Source organism: Niveispirillum sp. KHB5.9 (genome assembly GCF_048066115.1).
GTDB lineage: Bacteria > Pseudomonadota > Alphaproteobacteria > Azospirillales > Azospirillaceae > Niveispirillum.
The window spans coordinates 1-13,927 of the sequence record NZ_JBLTYX010000025.1; the positions used below are offsets into that span (position 1 = coordinate 1).

A 13,927-nucleotide genomic window follows, 5' to 3' on the forward strand; every position below is an offset into this window, starting at 1 on the left:
CTCTAAGCGTGGTCATACATGATGGAGAGCCCTTTGAACTGGGCTGGAAACCGCAAGGAGCTTTGGAATCTCAGCGCCATGTCGTTAACGCCGGTCAATTCCATCTATTTCCGCCTGATCATTTCATTCATGTCGACTGGGCGGGCAATCAGCGAATATTCGGGCTCGCCTTCATGCAAAGCTTTATCGAGCGCACGTTGGCCGAGGCCTTCGGCGGAAGGATACCCGACCTTAAGCCGATGGTCGCCGTCGATAACCCCGCGATCGGCAAGCTGATCGACTGCTTGCGCCAGGGGATGGAGGAGACAGGCCCAACAAGCCTCCTCTATCTCGATCACATCGGCGCGATGCTGCTTCTCAAGCTGTATGAGACCTTCGGAGATGCAGGCCAGCCCACGCCGGTCATCGGTGGCCTCGGCAGTTCACGGCAGCGGCGCGTTGTTGAATATATCGAGGCACGCCTGGGGGAGGAGTTGAACCTCAGCCATTTGGCCACCGAAGTCGGGCTCACCCGATACCATTTTATCCGGGCCTTCCGGGTCAGCCTGGGCACGACTCCCTTCCGCTATCTCAATAAGCGGCGCATCGCGCGAGCCCAGCAATTGCTGCTCGATCCCCACCTGTCGATCACCGAGATCGGCCTCACCCTGGGCTTTTCGAGCCACAGCCATTTCACCGAGACGTTCCGGAAGATCACGGGGACGACACCATCACAGTTCCGTAAGGACCGGCTTTGAAGCGGTTGCCCGGCGGAGTGTTTGTCACCGAGTTTGCCCTTGGGGGATTTGCCGATTTGCAGTACGGAGTCCAATAGGTGCTTCCGGATGGAGGCGGAAATTCCGGCGGGAGGCGAGAACATGAGTGAATTGAACCCGGATGTTCAGGATGAGGTGCCCTGGTCGGAGACCATCACCTCCTATGATGAAGCGCATTTTATCACCTATGTCCGGTTGCTCGATGCCGAGGCCTCTGGAGCCGACTGGCAGGACGTTGCCAAAATCGTCCTGCATCGTGACACGCTGCTGGACAAGGAACGAACCCATCGCTGCTGGGCTTCCCACCTGCGGCGGGCTCAATGGATGGCTGCCAGTGGTCATCGTCACCTCCTGGTGTAGAAACAGCACTTCTCGATGATGGTCTTGTATTTCCTCTCACCTTGATGAATGGGGCTGACGAAATGATCTCGCGGTATTGTCGCCAACTTTAGGGTTAATCTATTCAGTAGAAGTGTCGATTTTGTAAGTTTATTCAATGCAAATTATTGATGTTCAGGAATTTCTCACATTGATTGGATTCCGTTCTCCGCAATGTCTTGACAGGAAACGCAACCTGACGAAAGACGTCTATGGGTGTTGTGAAGAAGCTGTATTTGTCGTCTGCTATTCGAGCATTCGGCGCGATGGTTCAGTTGTCGTTGGGTCTGCAAGGCCCATGCGGCCAACGGGAGGCTACCGTGCAACGACAATCTCGATGCCCCGAATTTCCGTCACGGCCAGACTGGCGCGATCCAGAACAATACCGGCCGCTGCTGGCTCTGGACAAGGCGGGCTGGGCGGCAGAATGGCTTCGCCGGTCTCCTGATTTTGCGGATATTCTCAGGAGCATCGCCGAAAAGGTTCAGGCAACCCACCGGCCTATAGGCGGACCAAGGATCATCATTCTATCCGACCTGCCTGCCGATGCTGGTTGGGGGGTGATTTTTTGCCGATGCCATCGAACCGGACGTCACCTTCTGGTATCCGTCGCTGGCCCCTGCGGTCCTCACCGTCGACGCGTCCTGCGCCGAACCCGGCGCAGAGGACGTTTTCGACGTACAGCGGCTCCAGCAGCTTGCCGTTGTTCTGAAGGTCTCCGACGGGGCTGAACATGTTCTGTTCAGTGACGGCTGCCATCATCTCCAACTGATGGTGACCACGGGAACATTGCTATCAGGCCCCGTGCGGCTGCGCTGCACCATCACGGGCGTTCGGTTCACGCAAGAAAGTCTGTTGGCCCTGCACCGTTTGCTGCAACTCCACCGCTTCGGTCGGTTGCCGCACGAGCTTTATCCCACGGACACCCGAGCCCCGCGTTGGATCGAAAAGCTCCGCGCTTTCGATGGGGTCCGCGCCGGAGCCAGCCATCGTGAGATCGCCACCATCCTGCTGGGCGAACGGGAGGTCCGGGAGAACTGGAATGGCCACTCCGACTATCTGCGTCTCCGGATCCAGCGCCTGGTTCGTGACGCCTGGCGAATGGTGCGTGGCGGCTATCGTGATCTGCTTCGCCCGAGGGGCGAGATGAAACGGGGGCCAGAACTGTCGGCGGTCAGCAGAGAGCCATAGGGCGGCTGGAACCTTCGTGACGGGCTTTGGCAGGTAGGGAAAGGGAGCTTGCCGGGTGCCTTGTCAGCAACCCAACCGGAAGGAGACTGCGTGATGAAGACCCTGAAATTTGCTCTGCCGGTGCTCATCCTCATCGGGATTGGCGCTGGCGTCCTCACGCTATGGCCCAGGGGCCGCGTCGAGCAGGAGGGAGCGGCGGCCGTCATCGACGCCGGCCTGTTGGAGATCGCCGGCACCCGGCACCGTCTGGCTGGCATCGTGCCGCCGCTGCCCGATCAGCACTGTGTCGACCGCAAGGGTACGACCTGGCCCTGCGGCCAGGAGGCTGTCGAGGGTTTGTGGAAGTTGGTGACCGGCACGCCGGTATATTGCCGGCCCCATCCCGCCAGCACCGACCTGTCCGATTGTTTCGTCGGTGGCACGTCGCTGTCGGAGCGGATGGTCCGTGGCGGTTGGGCCCTGGCCTGCCGCTTTGGCCGGGGTGACCTCAGCAACTGGGAGAACAATGCCCGGTTCCTGGCCTCGGGCCTGTGGCGCGGCGGCTTTGTGCCTCCAACGCCGCTTGACCAGTGCGCGGGGTAGTGTGGAAAGAGTCAGAGGCAGGCCGGGGTTCCATGACGGGCTGATGCTGGAGGAGAGGCCTCCGGCGCCCGTCATGGAGACGTGCCATGACCCAGGTGGAAATCCTCGACGCCGCCCCTGACCGGACCGGCGGCTACAAGGTGGATGTGACCCGTGGCCAGCGGATTGGCCGGGTGTCGTCCGAATGGTTTTCGCGGCCGGACGATGAGCGCTTCCTGTCGCTGTCCGATCTTTATGCCTCCGTGCGGTCACGGACGGAGCGCAGCCGGACCCGGACCCTGCCCAGCGCCGATATCCGCGTGGAGGCCAGGAGCGACAATCCCGAGAAACTGTCCCTGCTGCTGCCGGGCAATGACCGGCCCGTGGCGCCGACACATTGGAGCTTTGGTCAGCTCTCCAGCTTGATCGGCGCGCCAGCTGCCTATCTGCGGCAATTGCCGGCAGCACTGGCCGGCATCAACCTGCAATATGGGCTGACCTCACACCGGGCCGAACAGGTTAAGACCATGGAGATCGAGAACGGCCGCACCGAACTGCGCGCCGTCACCGGCCCCGACTATGGCCGCATCTTCGACCATGAACTGGTCGAGGCCGTGCAGCGCATCGCCGGCAACGGCACCGGAGATACACGCTGGAAGGTGCCGGGCGTGTTGGACTGGTCGACGGGCGTCTATAACCCACGCGTCGACATCACGCGGGACACCACGACGCTCTATGCCTCCGACAGGGATGTGTTCGTGTTTTTGGTCGACGATCTGAACCCGATCGAGGCGGGGCGTTTGCCGGATGGCTCGCCCGACCTCTATTTCCGCGGCTTCTATTGTTGGAATTCTGAGGTGGGCGCCAAGACCCTGGGCATGGCGAGCTTCTATCTGCGGGCGGTATGCCAGAACCGGAATATCTGGGGCGCCGAGGATTTCGAGGAGATCACCATCCGGCATTCCAAATATGCCGCCTCGCGCTTTGCCCATGAGGCGGCCCCGGCCCTGACCCGTTTCGCCAATTCCTCGCCCATGCCCTTCGTCAATGGCATCCGGGCGGCGCGGGAACAGATCGTCGCCCGCGACGATGACGACCGCATGGAGTTTCTGCGCAAACGCGGTTTCTCCAAGGCCGAGACGGGCAAGATCATCGAAACCGTACTGGCCGAGGAGGGCCGCAAGCCAACGAGCATCTTCGATTTCGTGCAAGGCATCACGGCCGTGGCCCGCGACAAGCCCCACCAGGACGCACGCCTGGAGATGGAGGGGCGGGCCAAGAAGCTGCTGGACCGGGTGGCCTGACCGACAGGTTGGGGTGCGGCTCGGGGCGTTTCGAGGCAGAGGAGGGCAGGGGGGCTTGGCGACGGGCTGGGAGGCGGAGAAAGAGGTTCCCGCCGGCCTGTCGTGGAGAAAACCCATGGCTACTTCCCCTGCCAAGATCGTCCTGAGCCGGTCCCAGGACATTCCCTTCAACAAGCTGGTCCTGTCCCAGGCCAATGTCCGCAAGGTCAAGGCCGGCGTGTCCATCGCCGACTTGGCGGAGGACATCGTCAATCGTACCCTGCTGCACGGCCTCCCCGTTCGCCCCCGACTGGACGCCGAGGGCAAGGAGACGGGGATCTACGAGGTGACGCCGGGCGGGCGGCGCTATCGGGCGCTGGAACTGCTGGTCAAGCAGAAGCGCCTCTCCCGTACCGCACCCATTCCCTGCGTCATCCGCACCGGAGGACTGGGCGAGGAGGACAGCTTGGCCGAGAACCTGCAACGGGTGGCGCTGCACCCGCTCGACCAGTTCCGCACCTTCCAGACCCTGCGTGACAAGGGCCTCAGCGAGGAGGACATTGCCGCCCGGTTCTTCATCACACCCGCCGTCGTCAAGCAGCGGCTGCGCCTGGCATCGGTGTCGCCCAGGCTGCTGGACCTTTATGCCGAGGACGGTATGACACTGGAGTTGGTGATGGCCTTCAGCGTCAGCAGCGATCATGAACACCAGGAGCAGGTCTGGGCCTCCCTGACCCAGCCCTGGCAGCGGGAAGCCCATCATATCCGCCGGGCGCTGACGGCCGACAGCATTCCGGCCCATGACAAGCGGGCACAGCTCGTGGGGCTGGACGCCTATGTCGCCGCCGGCGGGCCGGTGATGCGCGACCTGTTCACGCCCGACGATGGCGGCTGGCTGGGCGACGTGCCGCTGTTGGAACGCCTGGCGGCCGAGAAGCTGGCCAAAGCCGCCGAGACGGTCATGGAGGAGGGGTGGAAATGGATCGAGGTCGAGACCGACTTCCTCTACGGCCATACCGCCGGCCAGCGCCGCCTGCGCGGCGAGGTGATCGCTCGCACGGAGCAGGAGGAGGCCCGCTATGCCGAGCTACAGGACGAATATGACCGGCTGGCCCGGGAGCATGACGATGATGGAGAGATCTCCGAGGAGGTCGATCAGCGGTTGACCGCGATTACCGGCGAGATCGCTGTGCTGGAGCAGCGGCCCGTCCGCTACGACCCGGAAGAGATCGCTCGGGCCGGCTGCTATGTCAGCATCGGTTCGGACGGGCAGTTGCGGGTCGAGCGCGGCTACGTCCGGCCAGAGGATGAGCCGCTCGTCGAGGAACCGGTGGCACCGGACGCAGACCTCGCCGAGGAAGACGTTGATGCGGAGGGTGCCCGCATCCCGGCCGCCGCGCATGTCGTCCATACCGGCGGCTCTGTCAGCCAGGAGCCCGAGCCGGAGGACGAGGGGCTGAAGCCGCTGCCGGAACGGCTGGTGATGGAGTTGACGGCCTTTCGAACCCTGGCCCTGCGTGACGCCCTGGCCCAGGACCCGGACACGGCCTTCATCGCCGCGCTGCACCTCCTGTGCCTCCAGCTCTTCTACTATCGCAGCTCCAATTCCTGCCTGCAAATCACGGCCCGGAGTCCCGGCTTCATGGCAGAACCTCCGGGGCTGGCAGACAGCATCCCGGCCCAGTCCATCACCGCCCGGCATGAAAACTGGGAGGGGCAACTGCCCGATGACCCGCGGGATTTGTGGGATGCGCTGGTGGGCTTCGATGCCGACAGCCGGGCGGCGCTGTTCGCCCATTGCGTGGGCCTGACGGTGCATGCCGTGCAGTCGTCCGGCGTGTATGGGCCGGAGAGCCGGCATCATGCCGACCGGCTGGCGAGCGCCGTTAATCTCGACATGGCGGTGGTGGGCTGGGTGCCGACGGCGCTGAACTATCTGGGCCGGGTCACCAAGGCCCGCATCCTGGAGGCGGTGGTCGAGGCCAAGGGCGAGGCTGCCGCCCGCCAGATCGACCATCTCCGCAAGCCCGACATGGCGGTGCAGGCCGAACTGATGCTGGCCGGGACCAACTGGTTGCCAGCATTGCTGCGCACGCCGGAGCAGGAGATGGCCGCGCTGGAGGAGGGGGCCGGAACCGTGACGAAACCGGTTACCGAGGCCCGGCCGGATGACGTGGTTCCGTCGGTGGAGGAGCCGCAGGCGGCGGAACAGTCGATCGCCGCCGAATAATCCGACCTTCACCTTCCACCCATGGCCCGGCCTCAGCGCCGGGCCATTTTCATTTCAGGAGACGGACAATGGCAATACCCGACCATGCCCGCACCAATTTCAGCACCCTGCTGCGCGCCGCCCGGGACGGCAATCTCGCGCTGATGGAGTGCGACGATGCCGTCACCGGCGAGCCACGCTACGTCATCTGTGCTGTAAGCCGTGATCAACGCGGCATCGTCATGACCCCGTTCGGTTATCTCGCCGAGGACAATCCCTACGATCTTTACCTCCCGCCCGATGCCCCCGGAGGTCCGGGCGGTCCCGGTGCCTGACCATGGAGAATGCCGGCCAACTGGCCCGCCGCCTCGCGCTGGAGGCCGAGGCGGTGTGCCGCCAATTCCTGCCATATGGTTGTCGGTGGGGCAATTACTGGCAGGTGGGCGACGTGCAGGGCCATGCCGGCCGCAGCCTCTATGTCCGTCTGACCGGGCCGCGCGCAGGCCAATGGACCGATGCCGCCGCGGACCAGCATGGCGATCTGCTGGACCTGATCGCCCTGAACCGCAACCTGTCCCTGCGTGAGGCCATGGCCGAGGCGCGGGCCTTCCTGCGGATGCCGTTGCAGGTGTCGTCCAGTTGTTCCTTCGTGCCATCCATTACTGGCTCGCCGGAGGCCTGCCGCCGCCTGTTCGCGGCCAGCCGGCCATTACCGGGCACCCTGGCCGAGCGCTACCTGGCCGGCCGCAGTATCACCCTGGCCCAGCCCGAGCCAGCCCTGCGTTTCCATCCGCACTGTCACCGGCGGGAGCCCCGGGGCCGTGTCAGCCTGCCGGCCCTGATCGCCGCCGTCACCGACGATGGCGGCCAGTTGACCGGCCTGCACCGCACTTGGCTGGGGCCGGATGGGGACAAGGCTGCGCTGGACGATCCCCGCCGCGCCATGGGCCGGCTGCTGGGCCATGGCGTGCGCTTCGGGGCGTCGGGGCCGGTCATGGCGGCGGGCGAGGGGCTGGAGACCATGCTGTCGCTGCGCCAGGCCCTGCCGCTGCTGTCGGCCGTCGCCGCCCTCTCGGCGGGACACCTCGCCGCCTGGGTCTTTCCAGCCGTCCTGCGCCGGCTCTATGTCGCCCGCGATGCCGATGCTGCGGGACAGGCGGCCTACAGCCGGCTCGCCCAGCGTGGCCATGCCGGTGGCCTGGAGATCCTGCCGTTGCGTCCCAGGCTGGACGATTTCAACAGCGACCTGATGGTTTATGGGCTGGCGGGCCTGCGGGACTGGATCATCCCGCAACTGGCCGAGGGCGACGCGGCGACCTTCCTGACGGCGGACGGGTGGCGCGATCCGGTCCGTGCCGGATAGGCGGGGAGGGGATCAGGCGGGCGTTCTCCTGTGACCGTAGACCTCTGGCGGGCCGCGCGAGGGGCGGCCTTCCAGGGTTAGAGGTCTGCCAGGGCCGCCCGGTCCCGCAACGGCCGGAGGCCGTCCTCCGCTGGCGCTGCGGCCCGCGAGGGGTGCGGGACCGGGCTGAAAGCCCTGGCGCGACACTCCCGGAAGGCCGCGACCGGCGCGGCCCAAAGCCTCCGGTGACCGCCATGTTGAACCATCCCACCCGCCCTCTGGCCTCCGCCGATACCGACCCTCTGGCCGACGGCACCCCCTCTGCCCACCTGCTGGAGGAGTTGCAGCTCTACGGCTACCGCCCTTTCCAGGACGAGCCCGACCCGCGCCCGCTGCCCGAGGCCGAACAGGCCCGTGCCGAGATCGGGGCCTGCCTGGAGACTCTGGCCGGCCTGCTGACCGGCACCCGTCTGGAGGATGACCTGGACGACCTGCTCTGGGCCTGCGTCAATGTCTTCCATCGCCGCATCGCCAGCCTCGAACGCAACCTGGATGCCAACGAACAGGCCCAGCAGCATAGCCAGCGTGATCAGGACGGCTCGGAAATCCGCTCCGTCGAGCTGGAGCGGCTGATTGCCGAGGGCCTTGGCCTGATCGAGCGCCGCAATGCCTTCGAGTTCTTCCGCGACGCCGCCGCCGAGATGTACGAGGCCCTGACCGGCTCCACCTGGCGCCCGCGCCAGGGCTCGCAACTGAACCACCGTGCCCTGACGGCGGCAATGATCGACAGCCGCGACCACATCGCCGCCCGCCGCTACGCCGATACCCATGTGCTGGTGCCGCCCGGTCCCAAGGTGGCCTTCACGGGCGGGGTGGAGTGCAACGATGTCGACCGCATCTCGTCCGTGCTGGACAAGGTCCATGCCAAGCATCCCGACATGGTGCTGCTGCATGGTGGCAGCCCGAAGGGGGCCGAACGCATTGCGGCGTGCTGGGCCGAGCATCGTCGCGTGCCGCAGATCGTCTACAAGCCCGACTGGACCCGCCACAGGAAGGCGGCACCCTTCCGGCGCAATGACCAGTTGCTGGAGTCTCTGCCCATCGGGCTGGTGGTCTTCCCAGGGTCCGGTATCTCTCAGAACCTCGCCGACAAGGCTCGCAAGATGGGCATCCCCGTCTGGCGGTTCGGGGCGGAGGGCGGCGCGTAAGCGCCGTTACCTCCTCATCACGTCGCTTTCCGGCTATCTGGGTGCCGAATTCAGCCCATGTGGTTTCGAGTAGGATGGAAAAACTCCGGACAAATTGAATAGCCAATATTCGACTTGCTGGTGCTATGCCTGCGCGAGAGCCACTTATGGCGTGCTGCAAGGTTACGAAAGGCTTGGTACCCCAGCGTTTAGACTCAAGGGGGCCGAGCAGCCTCCGAAACAGGGGGGTGACCTATGGCCATCGAAGAGGGTTCAGCTCGCTTCGAATTATCTGCATGCCCTCCCCTCCCACGGAAACACAACAAGAACATAATCGTTCTGAATGTGCGAAAATGCTGTATGCTGGAGGTATGTCGAAGAGAATCACGGATAGCCAGGTTCTGGGTGAGTTGGGCGAGACAGCGATCAAAAAGATCGTTCTCGAAACCGGCTTTCTTTATGAACAGCGTGGGCGTCTCGAAGCAGGAACGGATGGTATCGTTGAACTGCGCGATCCAAAAAGCGGCGCACCGCTTGGCAAGTTGCTCGGTGTCCAGGTCAAATCCACCGACAGTGGCCAATATATCCGCGAGAACGAAAGCAGCTTCGAATACCTTCTTAAGCCGGACGACTTGAAATACTGGCGTACATCCAACATTCCCATCATCATTGTTCTTTGGCGGAAGTCCGATGAAACAGCCTATTGGAAGGACGTTAGCGATTGCGTCAGGGGCGAAGAACGCCGCCTGAAGTTCGATAAAGGCACCGATAGATTTGATCCACGCTGCGCTGACCGTATTGGTGCGCTCACCATTGATCGTCGGACGCCGGGCGTTTTCCTTCCGCCACTCAATCAAGGCGAGGACGCCATTATCAACCTGCTGCGCGTCAAGCTGCCGGATGAAATCTTTATCTCAACGTCGCCATTCGGCAGTGGGCGCGACGCCGTGCCTGAACTGGTAAAGCACGGCGACATCCGATTCGACTGGATAATCCGCAAACGACGCTTTATTTCTTTCTTCGACCCCAGGGAATACGGTACCCGCGCGATTGTCGATCTTGATCAGGTCGAAGCCGTTGATACTGAACTCATCGCACTCAGCGACGATCATGACGACATCAACGACACGATGGATTTGTTGCGGCGGACGGTTGAGCGACAGACGGCAGCGCAGCTTTCGTTTCTCCGCAAAGACAGGCTGTTCCACTTCAAGGCGGTCAGTATCGGAAAATCGCGCAGCTACCGGTACATGTCCAATGTCATTGAAACCTCTGCCAAGGTCGTGAGCGCTTACGCGAGCAAAAAGAAGGAAGGCCGTGGCTACGTTCGACATCATGCGGCACGCCTGCGGTTTGAACGTCTTGCGGATGAATGGTTTGTAGTTGTTGATCCAGATTTTTATTTCACCACCGACGGCTTTCAGCCACACCGTTATCCAGAGGCGCTTTTGGCAGGCAAGAAGCGCCTGGAGCGCAATGCCGCCGTGCGCGGTCAGGTGATGATGTGGCAGCATTTGCTGGTCGCGAGCGGCAAACACGAGGTGAGCCTGTTCGATGCTGACAAACCTGCGCCACTACTGCAATTCGAACGCCTCCCGGTGATCCAGTTGTCTCAAGCGGTACCAGAGTCTTCATGGAGCCGGACTGATCCGCGAGCCAAGGAGATGGAAGCGCAGGACCTCTTCGAGGACGGGAGTGTCGGATGATTTTCAAAGCGCATGTCTTTGACGAGCCGATGCTTGAATTTGGTGACGGCGGACAGCATTGCGACCCCCGTCAAGGTTTGCGTGAGCATGGACCGTTGCAGCCGCGTTCGGGCGACACTATCCGCGTCGGCATCATTGGCACGGACGACACGGTTGCGGGGTTCACTGAGTTCCTCGGAGAAACCGGACGCGGCATCGAAAGCGGAAACAAGCAACTTATCAATCTCAACCCGGACTTTCCGGGTCTGGGCAATCAGAACCCGTTCCGTTGCAGGTTTGAGGTACCTGATGGGGCTACAGGTACGATTTCACGGCGGCAGGTCAATGAAATCACCCGCATAGTTCGTCACGATGAAGCGGTCCGCCACGCCGTCGAAATGGTCACGTCTCAGCTTTCGGCTTTGGTCGAAAGCAGCGCGAAGCCCGACGTAATCGTTCTGGCTTTGCCAATCCCACTCATCGAAAAACTCGTCAATGCCAAGAGTGAAACAGAGGACAGTGACGACGAGGATGATAGCGGTGGCATGCTCAACTTCCGTGACCTGCTCAAGGCGAAGACGCTTCACCTGCCAGTTCCAACACAGATCGTCTGGCCGGACACGTGGGACGACGCCGCGAAAATCCCCCGTAAGGTCAAACGCGATAGCAACCGCCAAACGCAGGTAAAGGCAACGCGCGCGTGGAACCTTCTCAACGCCCTCTTCTACAAGGCGGGCAAAGTGCCATGGCGTTTGCTACCCGATCAGGCGGAATACCGTACCAGCTTCCTGGGTATCGGGTTTTATCGTGATCTCGACGGTCAGCAACTCTGGACCAGCACTGCGCAAATGTTCGATGAGCGTGGTCGCGGCCTCATTCTGCGCGGCGCGCGTGCGCAGACGGAGGCACGGGGGCGTCATCCATACCTGACCGCCAAAGACGCGGAAGAACTCGTGGTGCAATCCATCACAGCGTACAAAGCCCATCACCGCCATGTGCCTGCGCGACTGGTGGTCCTGAAGACTTCGCGCTTCCGTCCTGAAGAGGCAGAGGGGATCGACGCCGCTCTTGGGAAGTCCGGCATCGAGATGTCAGACCTTGTATGGGTGCAGGAGAGTTCGCCAATTGCCATCTTCCGAGACGGTAATTATCCCGTTCTGCGGGGCACATTCGTCGATCTGGGCAGCAAGGGCCTGTTGTATACGCGCGGCAGCGTGCCGTTCTATGGGACATTCCCCGGCCTGCGCGTACCGCGCCCACTGCTGCTTGTACCCCATGAGAATTCGGACAGCAAACTTCTGACGCTGGCGAAGGACGTGCTCGCGCTAACGAAGGTGAACTGGAATACAACGCAGTTCGATCAGAAGCTTCCAGCCCCGATCAAGGCTGCGCGGGAGGTCGGACGCATTCTTAAGTATGTCGAGTTCGGAACAGCGGTCTCATCCGACTTTCGTCGTTACACCTAGTGGGAGGTATGTGGTTTGCGGCTGCTTTTGGATCAGCCAGCGACCCACAGTCGAAGGATGAGCAGTGCATCCTGTTCTGTTCGGACCATGATGCACTGTCCAAAGCCGCCATGGGGACTTTGATCGGCCGGCTGGGCCTCTTTGGAATTGACCCGGAGGGCGCGTGCTGTCGGTGCCCGATTGACGCAGTTTCCCGGCGGTCCGCTGCCGGTCCTTAACCATGGGCGCGGCGGCTGAGGGAGGTCGGTGTCTCGTCATTGGTGGGGTCATGGTCCATTCGGTCGCTATCATTCCAGGCCAGTGGCGACCGGCAAATGGAAAGTCGGATCGTTCCGTTCCTGGATATGAACCGGTTGGACGGCTGTGGGTTGCAGGCTTTTGTGAGCGCGATGGCACGCGTGCTGGCATCGTGCCGGTGCCCCGGTGATGGGTGCCAACCATCTCCTTCGTCCATGGCTGTCGCAGCCCCATCCCCGCAGTCCCTGATGGCGTAGAGCCCGCGTCGCCCCGTGCCAACCCTCGGGGTTGCGAGAAAATTGCCAGCCGAACCCACCCCGCCTGGGGGCGGGGCCCCGGCTCCGTCAGGAAATTTTCTCCCCCTTGGGTCCTCCACTTCGTTCCGGCCCTTCGCTGGCGCTCGGGTGGCACAAGGCGCCTATGCGGACTCTGACGCCGGGGACATCGCGGGGATGGTTCCGCGACCGCAGCGAAGGAGACAGATCATGGCCATCACCCTCGGCACCTTCACCAAGGCCGATGACGGCAGCTTCACCGGCATCCTCAAGACCCTCAACATCACCGTTAGCCTGACCATCGTCCCGGTGCAGAAGCTGTCGGAGAACGCGCCCGACCATCGCATCTATGCCGGCAACGGCCAGCGCTATGAGGTCGGTGCCGGCTGGTCCCAGACTGCCAAGTCCAGCGGCGAGACCTACCTGAACCTTAAGGTGGCAGCGCCGGAATTCGGCCCGCACTGGGTCCGCGCCCGGCTCGTCAAGCTGGAGCATCCGGGTGAGGACGGCACCACGCACATGGCCCTCTGGGAGCCCCGCGACCGCTGATCCCGGCCTTTTCGCAGCCCCGTTCCGGCACCGTCCGGGACGGGGCTTTTCGTCTGCCCGCTGGGTTGGAGTGGGTCAGGGAGATCGACATCGCGGGAGCTTTTCGAACGTCGCAGGCATGGGCGCTGTCGTCTGGAACGGCCTGATATCCATCGGCTGCGCCCATGAGCCGGCAACGACCTTCGCCCCCGAATGATCCCGAGGTCCCGGTGGCCATCGTCTCCTGGTGCCCTTGCAGCTTTCTATCCGTCTGGACGCGGCAGCCTGACAGTCAACGGGCAAGCCGTTGCCGCGCAAGCGCGTGACTGTCGGGGCCTTGCCGCATCCGGGTGCCGGATCACTGCAAGGGCATCAGGAGGCGACAGCGATGTGCCGGGTTCTGAACAAGCATCATGCGGGTGTTCCGATGGGTGCCGTCTATATCGGGCGCGGCGGCAAGTGGGGCAATCCGTTCCGGATCGGCCCTGATGGTGACCGCGCCGCCGTCATCGCCAGGCATGAGCGCTGGCTTGCCGACCAGCATCATCTGCTGCGGGAAATCGACGAGTTGCGTGGCCGTGATCTTGTGTGCTTCTGCGCGCCGCTTGCGTGCCATGGCGATCTGCTGCTGCGGCTCGCCAATGCAGGCCGCGACGCGCGGGTCGCGTGGTGGCGCGCCATCAGGGCCACCCGGTGATGGCTGGGACAGGCCTATCCTCTGTCCGTTAGGGGGGATCGAAAACAAGGGGGGTCGATTTTCGAGCGTCCGCAACCACGCTCCCGATCGCCATGCTCGGCCCATCTGCGGCGATACCCGCTGCTGCTGCCGA

The 13,927-nt window shown here is 63.1% G+C and carries 14 protein-coding genes and 1 pseudogene; 14 read left to right on the forward strand and 1 reads right to left on the reverse strand.

Going from position 1 to position 13,927, the window contains the following annotated elements:
- From ACM9HJ_RS26905 to ACM9HJ_RS26915, 3 genes and pseudogenes are all read left to right on the forward strand, one after another.
- Positions 1–737 (forward strand): AraC family transcriptional regulator (locus ACM9HJ_RS26905; protein WP_416574882.1); only part of this gene is annotated, 737 nt, incomplete at its 5' end.
- Between the two features lie 120 nt (positions 738–857).
- Positions 858–1,115, forward strand: coding sequence for a DUF2285 domain-containing protein (locus ACM9HJ_RS26910; RefSeq protein WP_416574883.1), 258 nt, complete (start codon positions 858–860; stop codon positions 1,113–1,115).
- A 284-nt stretch (positions 1,116–1,399) separates the two neighbouring features.
- Positions 1,400–1,609, forward strand: a pseudogene (locus ACM9HJ_RS26915) (transcriptional regulator domain-containing protein); the annotation flags it as partial.
- A 46-nt stretch (positions 1,610–1,655) separates the two neighbouring features.
- On the opposite strand, the gene ACM9HJ_RS26920 reads toward ACM9HJ_RS26915, so the two are convergent.
- The gene (locus ACM9HJ_RS26920) at positions 1,656–1,895 is read right to left on the reverse strand and encodes a hypothetical protein (RefSeq protein ID WP_416574947.1); all 240 of its coding nucleotides are present in this window, start codon (positions 1,893–1,895) and stop codon (positions 1,656–1,658) included.
- 9 nt (positions 1,896–1,904) lie between these two features.
- Between ACM9HJ_RS26920 and ACM9HJ_RS26925 the strand changes: the two genes are divergently transcribed.
- From ACM9HJ_RS26925 to ACM9HJ_RS26975, 11 genes are all read left to right on the forward strand, one after another.
- Positions 1,905–2,324: a DUF2285 domain-containing protein gene (locus ACM9HJ_RS26925; protein WP_416574884.1), complete on the forward strand. Its 420-nt coding sequence runs from the start codon at positions 1,905–1,907 to the stop codon at positions 2,322–2,324.
- Between the two features lie 93 nt (positions 2,325–2,417).
- Positions 2,418–2,906 (forward strand): thermonuclease family protein, encoded by a 489-nt coding sequence (locus ACM9HJ_RS26930; protein ID WP_416574885.1) that lies wholly within the window; start codon positions 2,418–2,420, stop codon positions 2,904–2,906.
- A gap of 86 nt (positions 2,907–2,992) precedes the next feature.
- Positions 2,993–4,189: a DUF932 domain-containing protein gene (locus ACM9HJ_RS26935; RefSeq protein WP_416574886.1), complete on the forward strand. Its 1,197-nt coding sequence runs from the start codon at positions 2,993–2,995 to the stop codon at positions 4,187–4,189.
- 115 nt (positions 4,190–4,304) lie between these two features.
- The gene (locus ACM9HJ_RS26940; RefSeq protein ID WP_416574887.1) at positions 4,305–6,398 is read left to right on the forward strand and encodes a ParB N-terminal domain-containing protein; all 2,094 of its coding nucleotides are present in this window, start codon (positions 4,305–4,307) and stop codon (positions 6,396–6,398) included.
- Between the two features lie 68 nt (positions 6,399–6,466).
- The gene (locus ACM9HJ_RS26945; protein ID WP_416574888.1) at positions 6,467–6,712 is read left to right on the forward strand and encodes a DUF6117 family protein; all 246 of its coding nucleotides are present in this window, start codon (positions 6,467–6,469) and stop codon (positions 6,710–6,712) included.
- Positions 6,713–6,714: 2 nt separating this feature from the next.
- The gene (locus ACM9HJ_RS26950; protein ID WP_416574889.1) at positions 6,715–7,740 is read left to right on the forward strand and encodes a toprim domain-containing protein; all 1,026 of its coding nucleotides are present in this window, start codon (positions 6,715–6,717) and stop codon (positions 7,738–7,740) included.
- Positions 7,741–7,973: 233 nt separating this feature from the next.
- Positions 7,974–8,927 carry a DUF2493 domain-containing protein gene (locus ACM9HJ_RS26955; protein WP_416574890.1) on the forward strand — a complete coding sequence of 318 codons (954 nt, stop codon included), beginning with the start codon at positions 7,974–7,976 and terminating at the stop codon, positions 8,925–8,927.
- A 332-nt stretch (positions 8,928–9,259) separates the two neighbouring features.
- Positions 9,260–10,612: a DUF4365 domain-containing protein gene (locus ACM9HJ_RS26960; protein WP_416574891.1), complete on the forward strand. Its 1,353-nt coding sequence runs from the start codon at positions 9,260–9,262 to the stop codon at positions 10,610–10,612.
- Entirely contained in the window at positions 10,609–12,057 is a 1,449-nt protein-coding gene (locus tag ACM9HJ_RS26965; RefSeq protein ID WP_416574892.1) for an argonaute/piwi family protein, read from the forward strand. The genes ACM9HJ_RS26960 and ACM9HJ_RS26965 overlap by 4 nt, the downstream gene beginning before the upstream one ends.
- 722 nt (positions 12,058–12,779) lie before the next feature.
- Complete coding sequence (locus ACM9HJ_RS26970) at positions 12,780–13,118, forward strand: DUF736 domain-containing protein (protein WP_416574893.1); 339 nt, start codon at positions 12,780–12,782, stop codon at positions 13,116–13,118.
- 367 nt (positions 13,119–13,485) lie between these two features.
- The gene (locus ACM9HJ_RS26975) at positions 13,486–13,794 is read left to right on the forward strand and encodes a DUF4326 domain-containing protein (protein ID WP_416574894.1); all 309 of its coding nucleotides are present in this window, start codon (positions 13,486–13,488) and stop codon (positions 13,792–13,794) included.
- Positions 13,795–13,927 lie beyond the last annotated feature (133 nt).

What these genes read in the sequence shown, in the direction of transcription:
- ACM9HJ_RS26955 (WP_416574890.1), top strand. Translation starts at nt 7,974, where the DNA reads ATGTTGAACCATCCCACCCGCCCTCTGGCCTCCGCCGATACCGACCCT.
- ACM9HJ_RS26920 (WP_416574947.1), bottom strand. Translation starts at nt 1,895, where the DNA reads ATGATGGCAGCCGTCACTGAACAGAACATGTTCAGCCCCGTCGGAGAC.
- ACM9HJ_RS26925 (WP_416574884.1), top strand. Translation starts at nt 1,905, where the DNA reads ATGGTGACCACGGGAACATTGCTATCAGGCCCCGTGCGGCTGCGCTGC.
- ACM9HJ_RS26965 (WP_416574892.1), top strand. Translation starts at nt 10,609, where the DNA reads ATGATTTTCAAAGCGCATGTCTTTGACGAGCCGATGCTTGAATTTGGT.
- ACM9HJ_RS26945 (WP_416574888.1), top strand. Translation starts at nt 6,467, where the DNA reads ATGGCAATACCCGACCATGCCCGCACCAATTTCAGCACCCTGCTGCGC.
- ACM9HJ_RS26940 (WP_416574887.1), top strand. Translation starts at nt 4,305, where the DNA reads ATGGCTACTTCCCCTGCCAAGATCGTCCTGAGCCGGTCCCAGGACATT.
- ACM9HJ_RS26975 (WP_416574894.1), top strand. Translation starts at nt 13,486, where the DNA reads ATGTGCCGGGTTCTGAACAAGCATCATGCGGGTGTTCCGATGGGTGCC.
- ACM9HJ_RS26930 (WP_416574885.1), top strand. Translation starts at nt 2,418, where the DNA reads ATGAAGACCCTGAAATTTGCTCTGCCGGTGCTCATCCTCATCGGGATT.
- ACM9HJ_RS26935 (WP_416574886.1), top strand. Translation starts at nt 2,993, where the DNA reads ATGACCCAGGTGGAAATCCTCGACGCCGCCCCTGACCGGACCGGCGGC.
- ACM9HJ_RS26910 (WP_416574883.1), top strand. Translation starts at nt 858, where the DNA reads ATGAGTGAATTGAACCCGGATGTTCAGGATGAGGTGCCCTGGTCGGAG.
- ACM9HJ_RS26970 (WP_416574893.1), top strand. Translation starts at nt 12,780, where the DNA reads ATGGCCATCACCCTCGGCACCTTCACCAAGGCCGATGACGGCAGCTTC.
- ACM9HJ_RS26960 (WP_416574891.1), top strand. Translation starts at nt 9,260, where the DNA reads ATGCTGTATGCTGGAGGTATGTCGAAGAGAATCACGGATAGCCAGGTT.
- ACM9HJ_RS26950 (WP_416574889.1), top strand. Translation starts at nt 6,715, where the DNA reads ATGGAGAATGCCGGCCAACTGGCCCGCCGCCTCGCGCTGGAGGCCGAG.